13 protein-coding genes are annotated in these 17,415 nt (G+C 42.8%); all 13 read left to right on the top strand.

The window, feature by feature from the left end; translation table 11 throughout:
* The first annotated feature begins 6 nt into the window (after positions 1-6).
* Positions 7-1,455 (top strand): proline--tRNA ligase, encoded by a 1,449-nt coding sequence (proS, locus tag ASG89_RS33515; RefSeq protein ID WP_057315669.1) that lies wholly within the window; start codon positions 7-9, stop codon positions 1,453-1,455.
* 66 nt (positions 1,456-1,521) lie between these two features.
* On the top strand, positions 1,522-5,832 hold the full coding sequence (locus ASG89_RS33510) for a PolC-type DNA polymerase III (RefSeq protein WP_057315668.1): 4,311 nt from the start codon (positions 1,522-1,524) through the stop codon (positions 5,830-5,832).
* A 229-nt stretch (positions 5,833-6,061) separates the two neighbouring features.
* Positions 6,062-6,526, top strand: a complete 465-nt coding sequence (gene rimP / locus ASG89_RS33505; protein WP_268795698.1) for a ribosome maturation factor RimP — start codon at positions 6,062-6,064, stop codon at positions 6,524-6,526.
* A gap of 36 nt (positions 6,527-6,562) precedes the next feature.
* Positions 6,563-7,660, top strand: a complete 1,098-nt coding sequence (gene nusA / locus ASG89_RS33500) for a transcription termination factor NusA (protein ID WP_057315667.1) — start codon at positions 6,563-6,565, stop codon at positions 7,658-7,660.
* Positions 7,661-7,689: 29 nt separating this feature from the next.
* A complete protein-coding gene (gene rnpM, locus ASG89_RS33495) occupies positions 7,690-8,004 on the top strand; it encodes an RNase P modulator RnpM (RefSeq protein WP_057315666.1) in 315 nt (104 codons plus the stop codon).
* On the top strand, positions 7,994-8,323 hold the full coding sequence (locus ASG89_RS33490) for a L7Ae/L30e/S12e/Gadd45 family ribosomal protein (RefSeq protein ID WP_057315665.1): 330 nt from the start codon (positions 7,994-7,996) through the stop codon (positions 8,321-8,323). The genes rnpM and ASG89_RS33490 overlap by 11 nt, the downstream gene beginning before the upstream one ends.
* Positions 8,313-11,234, top strand: a complete 2,922-nt coding sequence (infB, locus tag ASG89_RS33485; protein WP_063868277.1) for a translation initiation factor IF-2 — start codon at positions 8,313-8,315, stop codon at positions 11,232-11,234. Before ASG89_RS33490 ends, infB begins: the two co-directional genes overlap by 11 nt.
* Positions 11,235-11,240: 6 nt before the next feature.
* Entirely contained in the window at positions 11,241-11,600 is a 360-nt protein-coding gene (gene rbfA, locus ASG89_RS33480; protein ID WP_056625044.1) for a 30S ribosome-binding factor RbfA, read from the top strand.
* Entirely contained in the window at positions 11,597-12,598 is a 1,002-nt protein-coding gene (locus tag ASG89_RS33475) for a DHH family phosphoesterase (protein WP_235550026.1), read from the top strand. Before rbfA ends, ASG89_RS33475 begins: the two co-directional genes overlap by 4 nt.
* A complete protein-coding gene (gene truB / locus ASG89_RS33470; protein ID WP_057315664.1) occupies positions 12,595-13,509 on the top strand; it encodes a tRNA pseudouridine(55) synthase TruB in 915 nt (304 codons plus the stop codon). Before ASG89_RS33475 ends, truB begins: the two co-directional genes overlap by 4 nt.
* 47 nt (positions 13,510-13,556) lie before the next feature.
* Complete coding sequence (locus tag ASG89_RS33465; protein ID WP_057315663.1) at positions 13,557-14,504, top strand: bifunctional riboflavin kinase/FAD synthetase; 948 nt, start codon at positions 13,557-13,559, stop codon at positions 14,502-14,504.
* A 157-nt stretch (positions 14,505-14,661) separates the two neighbouring features.
* Positions 14,662-14,931 (top strand): 30S ribosomal protein S15, encoded by a 270-nt coding sequence (rpsO, locus tag ASG89_RS33460; protein WP_028558319.1) that lies wholly within the window; start codon positions 14,662-14,664, stop codon positions 14,929-14,931.
* A 266-nt stretch (positions 14,932-15,197) separates the two neighbouring features.
* A complete protein-coding gene (gene pnp / locus ASG89_RS33455; RefSeq protein WP_057315662.1) occupies positions 15,198-17,300 on the top strand; it encodes a polyribonucleotide nucleotidyltransferase in 2,103 nt (700 codons plus the stop codon).
* The last annotated feature ends 115 nt before the right edge of the window (positions 17,301-17,415 follow it).

Raw genomic sequence — 17,415 nt, 5'->3', positions numbered from 1 at the left:
GGGTTTATGTCAAACGATAAGCAATTTGTCAAAGAAATTACACCGCAAGGAGAAGATTTCTCCAGATGGTACATAGATGTTATTAAGAAAGCAGATTTAATGAGCTATTCTCCGGTTCGTGGATGTATCGTGTTTAAACCGGATGGATATGAGATTTGGGAAAATATTCAGCGCGAGTTGGATAGCAAATTTAAAGAAACGGGTCATCGTAATGCATATTTCCCGTTGTTTATCCCAGAAAGCTTTTTCCAAAAGGAAAAAGAGCATGTCGAGGGCTTTAATCCAGAACTTCCGTGGGTCACTGAGGCAGGTGGGGAGAAGTTAGAAGAGCGCTTGGCTATCCGTCCTACGTCTGAAACGATGATCGGGCACATGTACGCCGAGTGGATTAACTCGTATCGTGATCTTCCATTGTTAATCAATCAATGGGCAAACGTAGTTCGTTGGGAGAAACGCACGTTGCCATTCCTCCGTACAACTGAGTTTTTATGGCAGGAAGGTCATACTGCGCACGAAGATGAGCAAGATGCTCGACGCGAAACAATGCAGATGCTGGATGTTTATCGTCAATTTGCGGAAGATTTCCTAGCTATCCCGGTAATCGTTGGTCAAAAAACGCCATCCGAGAAATTTGCAGGTGCTATTGATACGTTCTCCATTGAAGCTATGATGAAAGATGGTAAAGCAGTTCAAGCGGGAACTTCTCATTACCTTGGAACGAATTTCGCAGTTGCCTTTGATATCAAGTTCCTTGATCGTGAGAATCAACACCAATTTGCACATACAACTTCATGGGGAGTTAGTACGCGATTAATTGGCGCACTTATCATGGTTCACGGGGATGATCGCGGCTTAGTGTTACCACCGAAGGTTGCACCTACGCAGGTCATCATGATTCCAATCGGACCTCCAAAAACACGTGAGCAAGTAATTGGGCGTGTTGACGAGTTATTTGCGGATCTGAAGAAAGCTGGCGTGCGCGTTAAAGTGGATGATCGTGCTGATCAAAGTCCAGGTTGGAAATTTAACGAGTACGAAATGCGCGGTGTTCCAATTCGTGTAGAATTAGGTCCTCGCGACATGGAAAATGGCGTAGTAGTTCTTGTTTCTCGCGTAAGTGGAGAAAAGAAAATCGTTCAACAGTCTGACTTCGTGCAAGAAGTTCAAAATTTACTTGCTGAGATTCATCAGCAGATGTATGATAAAGCGAAGCAATTCCGTGACGAGCATTATATTGCGGTTGATACGATCGATGAGTTTAAGACATTTTTGGAGACGAAACGCGGATTTGCCTTGGCTGGCTGGTGTGGATCTAACGCTTGTGAATCGCAAGTGAAGGAAGAAACAGGAGCAACAAGTCGTAATATCCCGTTCACACCATCCGAAACCAAATCGACTTGTCTTGTGTGTGGTGATCCTGCCCAGCATACAGTTGTCTTTGGTCGAAGCTATTAATTACAATCAAGGGCATATGGAGGTCTAACTCCATTGCCCTTGGTATGTTTTATGGGGAGGCTGTTCATGAGTAATTTGGCTGATAAACGGAATCGCTTTGAGCTTTTGATGCAGCAAGCCGAGATTCCAGCCGATGTTGTACGGTCATATTTTACAGAAGGCTACATTGATCAAGTAGAGATTAGTCGGAAAAATCGTGACTGGACGTTCTATTTGGTGAAAAATGACCTTGTGCCTCTGAATATTTATCGTACATTTTGTAAAATGATTCAAGAGAAGTTTGCACAGATCGCAAAAATTCGGTTTATTTGGAAGTATGAAGGGGCAGAACCAGCTGCTCTCGTTGAGGAGTATTGGGGCTTGTTTATGGAATGGTTACAGCGAGAAGTTCCCTCTGTCAATGGTTGGATGTCGAAAGCTAGGTTCGAAGTACAGGGAAATGCCCTATCGTTAATCATGTTGGATGCTATAGGTCTAGAATTAGCGAAGAAAAAGAATATCGATATGTTTATTCGGAATTTTTTTCATAATTTTTTTCAAACAGAACTATCTATTAAGTATGCAATTAGTGATACTACAGAAATCGTTGCGGAATATGAGAAGTTTGCAAAGCAACGTGAACAAGGTGAAAAATCATATACACAAGAAATCATGATGTCCATCGACATGGAGGAAGAAGAGTCTTCCTTACCTGAGGGTGATCTTAAGCTAGTCATGGGCATTGATATAAAAGAAGTTCCTACTCCACTTAAGGATATCCAAGAAGAAGAGAAGAAAATTGCTGTACAAGGTACTGTATTTGGCTTGGATGTCAAAGAATTAAGAAATGGTAATACGTTATTCACTTTTAATATTACGGATTTTAGTGATTCACTGGCAATGAAGGTTTTTGCGAAGACCAAGGACGATGTTAAGATCATGAATCTTCTTGCCAATGGTACGTGGATTAGAGCAAGAGGAAAAGTAGAGTATGATCGATTCATGCAAATTCCTGAGCTAGTGATGATTCCGAATGATTTATACGAAGTTATGGCACCAAGGGATCGCATGGATGACGCTGCTGAGAAGCGTGTAGAGTTTCATTTGCACACGACGATGAGTACGATGGACGCTCTGACACCGATAGACCAATATGTGAAAATGGCGGCCAAATGGGGACATAAAGCGATAGCTGTTACCGATCATAGTAATATTCAATGTTTTCCAGACGCTGGGAAAGCGGCCAAAAAACATGGTATTAAAGTGATATATGGCGTTGAAGCGAATGTCGTGAATGATTCTGTCCCTATTGTTATGAATGGTCGAGATCTCGACATGAAGCAAGCGACTTATGTTATTTTCGACGTGGAGACCACAGGGCTTTCGGTCATTAATAATCGTATCATTGAGTTAGCTGGCGTGAAGATGCAGGATGGCAAAGAGATTGATCGCTTCGCCACTTTCATTAATCCGCATGAGAAAATTCCTTATAACATTCAGCAGTTAACGAATATCAATGATGATATGGTGAAGGATGCCCCAGATATTGAGGATGAGCTTCCTAAGTTTGTAGAGTTTATTGGGGATTGCGTGCTAGTTGCACATAATGCGCGTTTCGATATGGGCTTTCTTCAAACGAATTTAAAGCGCATGAACCTTCCAGAGGTTACGAATCCAGTGCTCGATACGTTAGAGCTTGCAAGATTTCTCTTCCCATCTATGAAGAATCATCGATTAAATACATTGTCTGATAAATTTAAAGTAGGTCTCGATAATCATCACCGAGCGATTGATGACTCGATTGCGTTGGGTTATGTGCTTTATCATTTAATTAATGAGGCTAATGATCGTCAGATTACGAGCCTTGCGAAATTGAATGATTATGTAGGTAAAGATTTATCCAATCAGCGGCCATTTCATTGCTGTATATACGCATTAAACCCAGTTGGGAAGAAAAATCTATTTAAACTGATCTCGATGTCTCATACCACTTACTTACAGCGAGCTGCGACGATTCCCAAGAGTGTGTTAGTGGAGCATAGAGAAGGGCTCTTGATCACATCCGGTTGTGAAAAGGGTGAGTTTTTCGAAGCTGTACTAAACAAATCAGTTGAAGAGGCTGAGCAAGTTTCAGAGTTCTATGACATTCTCGAAATTCAACCAGTTAGCTATAACATGCATCTCGTAGAAAAGGGCTTGGTTGGTTCTAAAGAAGATCTAGAGGATGCAGTTCGACGTGTATGTGAAATTGGTTATAAAACAGGTAAGCCGGTCATCGCTACAGGGAACGTTCATTATCTGAATCCACGTGAGAAAGTATGCAGGGATATTACGATCAATGGAATTACAGGCTTTAGTCCGCTGAAAGCGATGAAGAAGCCTGACGCACATTTTCGTACAACGAAAGAAATGCTTGAAGAGTTTAAGTTTTTGGGTGAAGAAAAAGCAATTGAAGTTGTTATTCGTAGTACGAATGATCTTGCAGATCGGTTTGAATCCATTGAACTTTTTCCAGACAAGCTATTTACACCTATCATCGAAGGTGCTGACGAAGAGATTCGTACGACTTGTTATGATACTGCCAAAAGTATGTATGGTGAGGAGCTTCCCGAAGTCATTATTGCTCGACTAGAGAAAGAATTAGTTCCTATTATTAAATTTGGATTTTCTGCCAACTACTTGATTTCAGAGCGGCTCGTTAAGAAATCAAACGCGGATGGCTATCTGGTCGGATCTCGGGGATCCGTTGGTTCTTCTGTCGTTGCGATGATGTTGGGGATTTCAGAGGTTAATCCTTTGCCGCCTCACTATATATGTCTTTCGTGCAGGCACAGCGAATGGTTTCTTGACGGTAGTGTACCGAGTGGTTTCGATTTACCGAATAAAGTATGTCCTTCCTGCGGCGGGAATTTAAAAGGGGATGGGCATGATATTCCGTTCGAAACATTCCTAGGATTTAAAGGGGATAAAGTTCCCGATATCGATTTGAACTTCTCTGGGGTTTATCAGCCGGTTGCGCATAACTTCACGAAAGAGATCTTTGGACCTAAGAATGTATTCAGAGCAGGGACTATCGGTACTGTTGCTGAGAAGACGGCCTTCGGATTCGTGAAGAAATATGAAGAAGAACAAGGCCAGAAATGGCGCGGTGCAGAAATCGCTCGATTAGCATCAGGCTGTACGGGGGTCAAAAGAAGTACCGGGCAGCATCCAGGCGGTATTGTTGTTGTTCCTGATTACATTGAGGTCGATGATATTACGCCGGTTCAATTCCCAGCAGATGATAAGAATTCAGAATGGATGACGACACATTTTGACTATCATGCTTTCGATGCGAACTTGCTCAAATTAGATATTCTGGGACACGACGATCCGACGATGATGAGAATGCTTCAGGATTTGACAGGCATTGATCCTACAACGATTCCAATGAATGATGCCAAGGCTATGAGTATCTTCAATTCCACGGATGCATTAGGTGTAAGGCCGGATCAGATCCGTTCGCCGGTGGCTACGTATGGCGTTCCCGAAATGGGAACCAAATTCGTCCGTCAGATGCTTCAAGAAACACAACCTTCTTCTTTTGCCGATTTATTGCAAATTTCAGGGTTGTCTCACGGAACAGGTGTTTGGTTGGGGAATGCGCAAGAGCTTATCAAAAAAGGGATTTGTAACATTAAGACGGTTATTGGCTGTCGGGATGATATCATGCTCTATCTGATTTACAAAGCGGGGATGGATGCAGGTCTTGCTTTTAAAATTACCGAGAGCGTTCGTAAAGGGAAGGGCCTTACAGACGAATGGAAAGACGAGATGAAACGCTGTAATGTACCAGCATGGTATATTGAATCCTGCGAACGGATTGAGTATATGTTTCCAAAAGCGCATGCTGCGGCTTACGTTATCTCCGCTGTTCGTACTGCTTTCTTCAAGGTGTACCATCCGATTGCTTACTATGCTACGTACTTTAGCGTTCGTGCTGCTGATTTTGATCTTGAACTGCTTTGCCAAGGATATGATGCGATTCTCAGACAATTAGTAGAGATTGAGGCGAAAGGTTTTCAAGCTCTTCCGAAAGAGAAAGCCATGGTTTCGATTCTTGAAATGTCCCTGGAAATGACGTCACGCGGCTTTAGTTTCAAGCCGATTGATATCTATCGTTCCGATGCAACGAAGTTTATCATTGATGGCAATTCCTTAATTCCACCGTTTGCTGCGATGTCAGGAATTGGTGAAAATGCGGCTAAGAACATCGCAGCTGCCAAAGAAGAAGGCGACTTCCTATCCATTGAGGATTTCCAAAATAAATCCAAGGCTTCTAAAACCGTCATAGAACTGTTGACTTCAATGGGTTGCTTCCGAGGTATGCCTGAATCCAATCAGCTTTCCTTGTTCTAAAGCGGATGTTTACGAATTGAGTTTTCTGAAGTAGACTTTAAGCTGTCAAGTGAAAATGATTAACAAGTTTGCTATTGTAATGCAAAGAATGGTTATGGTATAATTTTTATTGGCAATAATGAGGATATCATCTTGTGATTAAAGAGTGGGGAAACCCACTCTTTACATTTTGATATAGGACTTTTCGGGATACGACAAGGAGAAGTCAATTTAGGAGGTACACATATCTGTGGCTACACAAGAACAAATCAAATCCATCATTGAGGACATGCTGAAGGATTTTGTTGAACAAAATGGGTTTGAAATCGTGGATATTGAATATGTCAAAGAAGGCAGCAATTGGTTCCTTCGCGTCTATGCTGACAAAGAAGGCGGAATTGATATAGATGATTGCGGCCGCATCAGTGAGTACTTAAGTGTTCAATTGGATGAGAAAGATCCGATTACTGATGCTTATTTCTTAGAAGTTTCTTCTCCTGGAGCAGAACGTCCGCTTAAGAAAACTCAAGATTTTTATAAGGCCGTAAATAGTCACGTATTTGTAACCTCGTATGAACCGATCGGCGGTTCTAAGGAGTTTGAAGGGTTGTTGCAGTCTTATGACGAGGAAGTGCTCGTGATCGAGATTGGTAAAAAGAAAATCAGCATTCCGGTTGCCAAAGTAGCTAGTGCACGTCTTGCTATCGTATTTTAGTAATCGTTACTTATTGAAGGGGGGGACTCAGTTCAAATGAACACGGATTTTATTGAAGCGCTGTCGGAAATTGAACGAGAGAAGGGTATCTCCAAGGAGCTACTCATTGATGCTATTGAAGCGGCGATGATTTCAAGTTATAAACGTAATTTCAACACAGCACAGAACGTTCGTGTAGATATCAATCGACATTCGGGTCTTATTAAGGTTTATGCACGGAAGACCGTTACAGAAGATGTATTGGATCCAAGATTGGAAATTTCTGTTCATGCTTCGCGTGAAATTAATCCTAATTACCAATTAGATGATATTGTTGAAATTGAAGTGACGCCTCGTGATTTTGGTCGAATTGCAGCACAAACCGCTAAACAGGTTGTTACGCAACGAATCCGCGAAGCCGAGCGTGGCTTAATTTATAATGCGTTTATCGATAAAGAAGAAGATATCGTAACAGGTATCCTGCAACGTCAAGACCAACGTAATATTTATGTTGATCTTGGCAAAGTAGAAGCTGTTCTTCCACTTACGGAGCTTATGCCTACGGATAAGTTCAAACAGGGAGATCGTATTAAAGCTTATATTACGAAAGTCGAGAACACGACTAAGGGACCTCAAATTATACTATCGAGAACACATCCAGGGTTGTTGAAGCGTCTATTTGAGCTTGAAGTTCCCGAGATTTTCGATGGAGTAGTAGAGATTCGTTCTGTTGCACGTGAAGCAGGCTTCCGTTCGAAAATTGCTGTTCATTCTCGTAATCCAGAGGTTGATCCAGTCGGATCATGCGTAGGTCCTAAGGGACTTCGCGTTCAAACGATTGTAACCGAGCTGCGTGGAGAGAAAATTGATATCGTTCGCTGGATGGAGAGTGTAGAAGAGTATGTGGCGAATGCGCTAAGCCCTTCTAAAGTCCTTGAAGTTCAAATTCATGAAAATGAAAAAATGGCACGAGTCATCGTACCTGATTATCAGCTTTCTTTGGCAATTGGGATTAAAGGACAGAACGCCCGCTTAGCAGCTAAGCTAACAGGCTGGAAAATCGATATCAAGAGCGAAACACAAGCAGAACAAGAATATGGCAGAGTGAAAACTTACTCGGAAGAAATGCACCAAGATTCAATTAGCATCGATTAAGTTTTTGTTTGGAACAAGGGGTGATCGGAATGAAGCAGAGAAAAATCCCTCTGAGAAAATGCGTTGCCTGTCAGGAAATGATGCCGAAGAGGGAATTGATCCGCGTCGTCAAAACGCCTGAAGATGACATTCTCATTGATCTTAAGGGGAAGAAGTCTGGGCGCGGTGCCTACCTGTGCGGTAAAGTTTCTTGTTTTAAATTGGCAAAGAAAAGCAAAGCCCTGGATAGAGCTCTGAAGCATGCCGTAGGCGCAGATATTTATGACCAACTGGAACAAGATTTCATTCGTGTTGAAGATGAATTCCTTTCTTCGAAAGAGGAGGAATCGGAAGATGAATCCTAAATTTTTTAATCAATTAGGATTAGCGATGAGGGCTGGGAAACTCGTAACGGGTGATGAAGGTGTTTTCAAAGCAATTCGCGCGGGTGAAGCCAAGCTTGTTATCATGGCAGAGGACGCTTCAGCTAATACACGTAAGAAATTTCAAGATAAATGTCAATTTTATGGAGTTAAACTCATGGAAATTGGCACGAAGTATGAATTGGGCCGCAGCATTGGGAAAGAAATGCGTGTCACCATAGGTGTATTGGACGGAGGCTTCGCGCAGATGCTGCTGAAGAGTCAAGAAAATCCTGCGGAGGTGAAACATATTGACCAATAAACAAGATAATAAAGACAAGACACGCGTGTACGAATACGCGAAGCAGCTCAATATGAGCAGCAAAGAAATTATTACCATTCTCAAACGATTAAATATACCTGTTAACAACCATATGAGTGTAATGGAGAATGACGCGGTTAGCAGTGTGGAAAAGTTTTTTAGAGATATCAAAGCTAATGCAGCTGCCAAACGAGCAGCTACGGACGGAGGAAATGTGAGTTCATCTACGACGAATCAGAATCCTGCATCGCAGGCTCCAGCACAAGAGAATAAAGGTGCAGTAACTCCGGCCGCTAAGCCAGTTACTACTGAGCAACAATCAACTAGTCAACCGACTCCATCAACTGGAGTCACGTCTCCACAACAAGGTCAGTCTACACATAATACTTCAAGTCGCCCGCAACAATCACGTCCAAGTGGTCAAAACAGCAACTACCAAGGCAATCGACCTAATAATAGTCAAGGTGGTCAGCGTACGGGCTATCAAGGATCTAATCCAAATGGTGGACGTCCTAGTGGTCAAGGCTCCAGCCCAGGCGGACAACGTACAGGTTACCAAGGTTCCAATCCTGGTGGACAACGTCCTAGTGGTCAAGGCTCCAGCCAAGGTGGACAACGTACGGGTTATCAAGGTTCCAATCCTGGTGGGCAGCGTCCTGCAGGTGGAAGCGGTGGTGGATACAACAATAGTAGTCGTCCAGCTAGTCAAGGCTATAGCCAAGGTCAAGGACAAGGCGGAGCACCACGCACAAACAGTAACTATGCAGGCTCACGCCCGAATCAAGGCTCAGGCGGTCCAGGAGCAAGCAGCGGTCAAAGCGCAAACAGCGGTCGTCCGCAATCTAGTCCGAATCGCAGTGCTGGCCCTAATCGTCAGTCCAAGCCTTTCGAGAACCGCAACAATAACCAAAGTGGAAGACCGGTTGTTCAAGAAGCTAAACCACAATTTCATGTTGGCGCAACAGCGGCTGAGTTGGATGATGCAGCAGCAAAAGCTGGAATCATAACAACAAAGAAATCCAAACCAACACCAAAACGTTTTGACGATAATAGATCTGGTGGTAATCGTGGTCCCGGTGGCAACAACAGAGGTAACCAGCGCGGGAACAACAGAGGTCGTTACCAACAAGACATGGTTAAGAAAGAAAAAGTGGATAACACACCTAAGAAGATCATCGTTCGTGGCAACATGACGGTTGGTGAAACAGCGAAATTGCTTCATAAAGACGCTTCTGAAGTGATTAAGAAGCTTTTATTCCTTGGCACAATGGCTACGATCAACCAAGAGCTAGATTTGGAAACTATTCAATTGATTGCGACTGAATTTGGTGTTGAAGTTGAAATCAAAATTAAAGTCGAAGAAGATAACTTCGAAACATTCGAAGAAATCGATGACGAGGCTGATTTGCTCGAACGTCCACCTGTTGTTACGATCATGGGTCACGTCGATCATGGTAAAACAACATTGCTGGATGCCATTCGTAAAACGAGTGTTACTGAAGGCGAAGCAGGCGGAATCACGCAGCACATCGGTGCTTATCAAGTCGAAGTAAATCATAAGAAAATTACTTTCTTGGATACGCCAGGTCACGAAGCGTTTACTACGATGCGTGCCCGCGGTGCTCAAGTTACGGATATTACGATTATCGTTGTTGCAGCAGATGACGGTGTAATGCCACAAACTGTTGAAGCGATTAGTCATGCTAAAGCAGCTGGTGTTCCAATCATTGTTGCTGTGAACAAGATTGATAAAGAAGGCGCTAATCCTGATCAAATCAAGCAAGCTCTTACTGCTTATGAGTTAGTTCCAGAAGAGTGGGGCGGCGATACGATTTTCTGCGAAATTTCCGCAAAACAACGTATTGGTCTTGAAAACTTGCTTGAAATGATTTTGCTGGTAGCTGAGGTACAAGAGTACAAAGCTAACCCGAACAAGCGTGCTAGAGCGACTGTTATTGAGGCTGAATTGGATAAAGGAAGAGGCCCAGTGGCTAGAATCCTAATTCAACATGGTACATTAAAAGTTGGAGATAGCTTCGTTGCCGGTGTATGCTTCGGTCGTGTTCGTGCGATCGTTAATGATAAAGGTAAACGTTTGAAAGAAGCAGGTCCTTCAACTCCGGTTGAAATCACGGGGCTGACAGAAGTTCCACAAGCTGGGGATCCATTCTTGGCTTATGAAGATGAGCGTAAAGCAAGAGACATCGCTGATCGCCGTGCGATTGCACTTCGTCAATCCGAGATGACTGCTAATTCGCGTGTTACCCTAGAAGACCTCTTTAAGCATATTAAAGACGGTGAAGTGAAAGATCTGAATGTGATTATCAAAGGTGACGTTCAAGGTTCCGTAGAAGCACTGAAAAGCTCTCTTGAGAAGATTGAAGTTGAAGGTGTTCGCGTTAAGATTCTGCATAATGGGGTTGGCGCAGTAACGGAATCTGATATTATTCTGGCTTCTGCATCCAATGCGATTATTATCGGATTTAACGTTCGTCCTGAGCCTGCTGCTAAAGCAACGGCTGATCAAGAGAAAGTTGATATTCGTCTGCATAACATCATTTACAACGTAATCGAAGAAATCGAGCAAGCGATGAAAGGCATGTTGGATCCAATCTTCAAGGAAGTTGTTCTTGGTCAAGCTGAAGTACGTAATGTATTCAAAATTACAGGTTCAGGAACAATTGCAGGTTGTTATGTAACTTCAGGTAAAATTGCTCGTAATGCACAAACGCGCTTAGTACGTAGCGGAATTGTTGTTCATGAAGGCAAAATTGATTCCTTGAAACGATTCAAGGATGATCAAAAAGAAGTTGCACAAGGCTATGAATGTGGTATATCTCTTGAGCGTTATCATGATATTAAAGAGGGCGACATTATCGAAGCCTTTATCATGGAGTCCGTTGAGAGGTGATTATAAATGGCTAGAGTTCGTGTAGGTCGAGTTGGCGAACAAATTAAGAAAGAGCTTAGTCAGATCATTCAAGCTGAGCTGAAAGATCCTCGTATTGGTTTCATGACCGTTACAGGTGTTGAAGTGACGAATGATTTGTCCCTTGCTCGTGTTTATTTAAGCGTAATGGGAACTGAAGAAGAGAAAGCTGCCACACTTAAGGCACTTTCTGTTGCTTCAGGGTATATTCGCTCTGAATTAGGTAAACGAATTCGTTTGCGTAAGATTCCAGAGCTTCAGTTTAAATTTGATGCTTCTATCGACTATGGTAGTCACATTGACCAATTGTTGTATAAGCTCAATCAGGAAGGAAATACAAACGTATGAATAACGGAATGAACCATGCCACCGAATACTGTCAGCAGCTGGCAGCAGCAGCTGCATTTATCGAGCAGCATGATGATTTCTTGGTTGTATCTCACATCCAGCCGGATGGGGATGCAGCCAGTTCAACGTATGCAACAGGTTGGATTTTGAGTCAGCTTGGGAAGTCATTCACAATGATCAATGAGGGCGCAATGCCCTCTAAATTTTCCTACTTAATAGGTAGTAAACATACGATTGATTATAGTGAACAGGCACCGAATCGACTGTATCAAACCATCATAAGTGTTGATTGTGCTGATTTCTCCAGAATGGGTAGGATCAGCACTCTTTTTGATGAGCGGGTAAACCTGCTCAATATTGACCATCATCCAACGAATGATCAATTTGGTTCATGTCATTTAATCAAGCATGATGCCGCGGCAACCGTTCAAATTTTGTATGATTTGGCGTTACATATGAAACTTCAACCTGACATTTCTTTCGGTGAATGCATTTATACGGGCTTGTTAACAGATACAGGTGGCTTTCGTTACTCGAATACTTCTTCAGAGGTTATGAAAATTGGAGCCTCCATGTTGGAGTTAGGGGTCAAGGGTGCTGAAATCGCTGAACTTGTACTTGAACGAATGACATATGCACAGATAGTACTTCTCCAAAAAGCGCTATCGACACTTTCCTTTTCCTATGATCGGAAGTTAGCGTGGCTTGCCGTGTCGCTCGCAGATTTAGAGTTAACAGGTGCGTCGAGCGATGATTTGGATGGACTAGTGAATTATCCTCGTAATGTTGAGGGTGTTGAAGTGGGAATGCTGATTAAAGAGAAGGCATCTGGTGTCATTAAAGTAAGTCTGCGCTCCTCTGGACTAGTCGATGTTGCTGCTATTGCGCAGTCACTTGGTGGCGGAGGACATGTTCGAGCATCAGGATGTACAATCCATGGTACGCTAGATGAGGCAATTGCTAGAATGGTTGAGGAAGTAGGGGACAAGCTGAAATGACGCTAGAAGGCATACTGCCTGTTTGGAAACCAGCGGGCTTTACATCACATGATGTTGTCGCCAAAGTTAGAAGGATCCTAAGTATCAAACGAATTGGTCATACGGGTACGCTTGACCCCCAAGTGACAGGTGTACTTCCGCTTTGTATTGGTCGTGCTACACGAATGGTTGAATATATTCAAGAGTTGCCGAAGGAATATGAAGCTGTTTTACGAATTGGGTTATCTACAGATACGGAAGATATGACTGGGACTGTCTTGGAAGAAGTATCACATGTATCACTTGGCGAAAGCCAAATACGTGAAGTACTGGAATCTTTCGTAGGAGACATCGAGCAAATTCCTCCCATGTTCTCCGCAGTTAAAGTAGATGGCAAGCGTCTCTACGAATTGGCGAGAGAAGGTAAGGAAGTGGAACGTAAGGCCAGGAAAGCAACGATCTATGAACTTGAGATTCTCGAGCTCAATTTGGATCAGAAGCATCCTGAAATTCGTTTTCGTGCGGTGTGCTCCAAAGGTACCTATATCAGAACATTGTGTGTAGATTTAGGGAAAGCTCTCGGATATCCAGCTGTAATGGTCAGTCTGATACGTACATCAACAGGGAATATCCGTAAAGAGCAATGTTTAACCTTTGAGCAAATTGTTCAAATGAAGGATGAAGGATCATTACAGCAGCATATGATTCCGATGGATATCGCCATCTCACACATTCCATCTATTTCCCTCACAGATCAAGAAGCACTTCATTCCTTGCAAGGTAAGAAAATAGCTCTAGCTGCGAATCGAGTGGCTCATGCAGATGCAACACAAACCATATTTCGGGCCTATTCACCAGATGAACGATTTCTTGGTCTGTTTGAATGGAAAAGCACTAGCCACGTCTTGGTCCCGGCCAAAGTATTCCTTTAATCATAACGTCGCGGGACGGGTTGAAATGGATAGGTGAACGAACTTTTATGGAAATAATACCAATATCATATCCGATGGATTTGGATCAGCTAACACAGTTTGTAGGAAAACAAGTGGTGGCCATTGGTGACTTCGATGGTGTACATTTAGGGCATCGTGAGGTTATTGGACGGGCTTTGCATACGGCTAAGAACCTTGGACTTAAATCTGCTATCATGACCTTCTATCCTCATCCTAGAGCGGTAATGGGTCAAGATAAATACTTGGATCTATTAACTCCCTTGAAAAAAAAGATGGAGATTTTCGAAAGTATGGGTGTGAATCATGCTTACATCGTAACATTTGATGCCTCACTCATGCGTTTATCTCCGGAACAATTCGTAGATCAAGTTCTTGATCGACTTGGCGTAGATAGCGTCATATGTGGTTTTGATTTTACCTTTGGGTTTCAAGGTAAAGGTACTCCGGATTCACTCTGCGAGTTGAGTCACGGGAAATTCTCTGTTGAAGTGGTGAGACCTTTTCATATGAATGGTGAAAAAGTGAGCAGTACACGTATACGTGAAGCATTGCAGCTTGGAGAATTGGAAACTGTGACTAGGTTACTAGGACGACCATACAGCATAAGTGGTAAAGTAGTAGATGGTGCGAAGAGAGGGAGAACACTTGGTTTCCCTACTGCTAATCTCCAATTGGAAGAACCATATGTCAGTCCCAAGAACGGCGTTTACGCGATTAAAGCGATCGTCCGCGGGGAAGTTTATCAAGGTGTCATGAATATTGGTGTGAAACCAACATTTGAGACTGGTGAACTAAAACCATCATTTGAGGCGCATTTATTTGAATTTTCCGAGCAAATATATGGAGAAACCGTTATGGTTGAGCTTATTTCTTTTCTTAGACCAGAACGTAAATTCACTTCACTAGAAGATTTAGTTGCTCAAATCAAACTTGATGCAGCAGAAGCTAGACAGAAAATGACGTTAGAGGCGTAATCCTACATTTACTTCTACTAGACAATTGTGTTATACTGAATAACGTTGTCGAATGGACGTGTTCATTTGACATGAACCTTAGCTTGGGTTGACGTTTTCATCGGCGCTTTCTAGGCTAGCGGGGATACTATAAGAGAATTTAGGAGATGAATTGATCATGGCAATTACGCAAGAGCGCAAAACGCAACTGATTCAAACACACAAAGTACACGATACCGACACAGGTTCACCTGAGGTACAAGTAGCAATCCTTACAGAAAACATTGTTAACCTTACAGACCACCTTCGTACACACAAGAAAGATCACCACTCCCGCCGTGGTTTGCTTAAAATGGTTGGACAACGTCGTAAGTTGCTAGCATATGTTAAAAACAAAGATGTAAGCCGCTATAGTGCTTTGATTGCAAAGCTTGGTTTGCGTCGATAAAACCGACAATGAGAAGCAACCTGTTGCTCCTTTGCTAGGCTTAATAAAGCTCTGGCAGAGAGCAGCAAAAGGTTGCTTTTTCTTGTATTTTTAAAACGGGAAAAGAAGGAAATACTAGACATAACGCAGAAATAGAGGATAACTCCATAGCTTGTCTTTTTGCATACATACGGAGTAAATTCGGATTGGTCTCTGGATCTTATGATTTCTGTACATGTTTATCAAACACATATTTTGAATTTCAAACCATGCCTTAGGAGGATATTATGGAGACAAGGGTACAAATGGAACTTGGCGGTAAGCCGTTCATTCTTGAAACAGGCCGACTAGCCAAACAAGCCAATGCAGCAGTAACTGTTCGTTATGGCGACACGGTTGTGCTTAGCACAGTAACGGCTTCCAGCGGACCGAAAGATTTAGATTTCTTTCCGTTAACAGTGAACTATGAAGAAAGATTATACGCGGTAGGTAAAATTCCTGGTGGCTTTATTAAGCGTGAAGGACGTCCTAGTGAGAAAGCGATTCTTGCGAGCCGTTTGACGGATCGTCCTATTCGTCCGCTTTTCCCAGAAGGCTTCCGTAATGACATTCAAATCGTATCGATCGTCATGAGCGTGGATCAAGAATGCCCGCCTGAAATGGCAGCAATGATCGGTACGTCCGCAGCACTAGCCATTTCTGATGTTCCATTTAATGGTCCTGTTGGTGGTGTAATTGTTGGACGTGTAAACGGGCAATTCGTAATCAATCCAACGGGTGAAGTTGCAGAGAAGAGTGATCTTCATTTAACTGTTGCTGGTACCAAAGATGCGATTATGATGGTTGAAGCTGGCGCGAAAGAAGTGTCAGAGGAAGTTGTTCTCGAAGCGATTATGTTCGGTCATGATGAAATTCGCAAGATTGTTTCGACTATCGAGGAATTGGTTGAGCAAGTCGGTAAGCCGAAAATGGAAGTTAAACTCCATACTGTCGATGCTGAAGTAAATAGCGCAGTGCGTGAATTTGCACAAGCAAGATTAGTTGATGCGATCAAAATTCCTGAGAAACATGCACGTCAAGAAGCGATTGATGTCGTCAATGCGGATGCTGTTGGACATTTCACTGCTTTATATGTAGAAACACCAGGTCTTCTTGGTGATGTGAAAGAAACGCTATATGATATCGTGAAAGAGGAAGTACGCCGCTTGATCACGCATGATAAAGTAAGACCAGATGGACGTAAACCAGAAGAAATTCGTCCAATCGAATGCGATATCAATTTGTTGCCGCGCACACACGGTTCTGGCTTATTCACACGCGGACAAACGCAAGCGCTTAGTATCTGTACATTAGGTGCACTTGGTGATGTTCAAATCTTGGATGGTTTAGATCTGACTGAAACAAAACGTTTCATGCATCATTATAACTTCCCGCCATTCAGCGTTGGGGAAGCAAGACCATTGCGTCCTCCAGGTCGTCGTGAGATTGGACATGGTGCGCTAGGTGAACGAGCTATTGAGGCGATCATCCCGAATGAAATTGAGTTCCCGTACACAATTCGTCTTGTGTCAGAAGTGTTGGAATCGAACGGTTCAACTTCCCAAGCAAGTATTTGTGCAAGTATCCTTGCACTTATGGACGCTGGTGTACCTATTAAAGCACCAGTTGCTGGTATTGCAATGGGACTTATCAAAGACGGCGATCATTTCTCCATTCTGTCAGATATTCAAGGTATGGAAGATCACCTTGGTGATATGGATTTCAAAGTTGCAGGTACTGCAGAAGGTATCACAGCTTTACAAATGGATATCAAAATCGACGGCATCGACCGCAGCATTTTGCAACAATCGTTGCAACAAGCCAAGGAAGGTCGTTTGCACATTTTGAACAAAATGGTAGAACGTATTTCCGTGCCGAACAAAAACCTTTCTCAATATGCACCGAAAATTCTCACAATGAACATCAACCCTGATAAAATCCGTGATGTCATTGGAGCTGGCGGTAAAATCATCAATAAAATTATTGAGGAAACTGGCGTGAAGATCGACATCGAGCAAGACGGTCGCGTATTCATCGCATCGTCCAATCAAGAAATGAACGAGAAAGCTCGTTCCATTATTGAAGGCATCGTGCGTGAAGTCATAGTTGGCGAAACGTACCTTGGTACAGTGAAACGCGTAGAGAAATTCGGCGCATTCGTTGAAATTCTACCTGGTAAAGAAGGTCTCGTTCACATTTCACAAATTTCTACAGAACGTGTAGCAAAAGTAGAAGATGTTGTGAATGTTGGAGATCAAATTACGGTTAAAGTTACTGAGATTGATCAACAAGGAAGAGTAAATCTTTCACGCAAAGCAACGTTAACTTCACAGGTCTCTGCACAAAGCTAGAGAATCGTAATTCGTGAGTGCGTTTCATTCATAGTTCAGGATAAAGAGTCAGATCTATCTGTCTCTTTTTTGCTTTTCATATTTGGGAGGACATGCACGGGTTCTACTCTTGTCC

Origin of the sequence: Paenibacillus sp. Soil766 (assembly GCF_001428105.1) — a bacterium.
Classification (GTDB): domain Bacteria; phylum Bacillota; class Bacilli; order Paenibacillales; family NBRC-103111; genus Paenibacillus_E.
The sequence above is the reverse complement of the archived record's forward strand: the minus strand, read 5'-3'. Positions and strand labels throughout refer to the sequence as shown.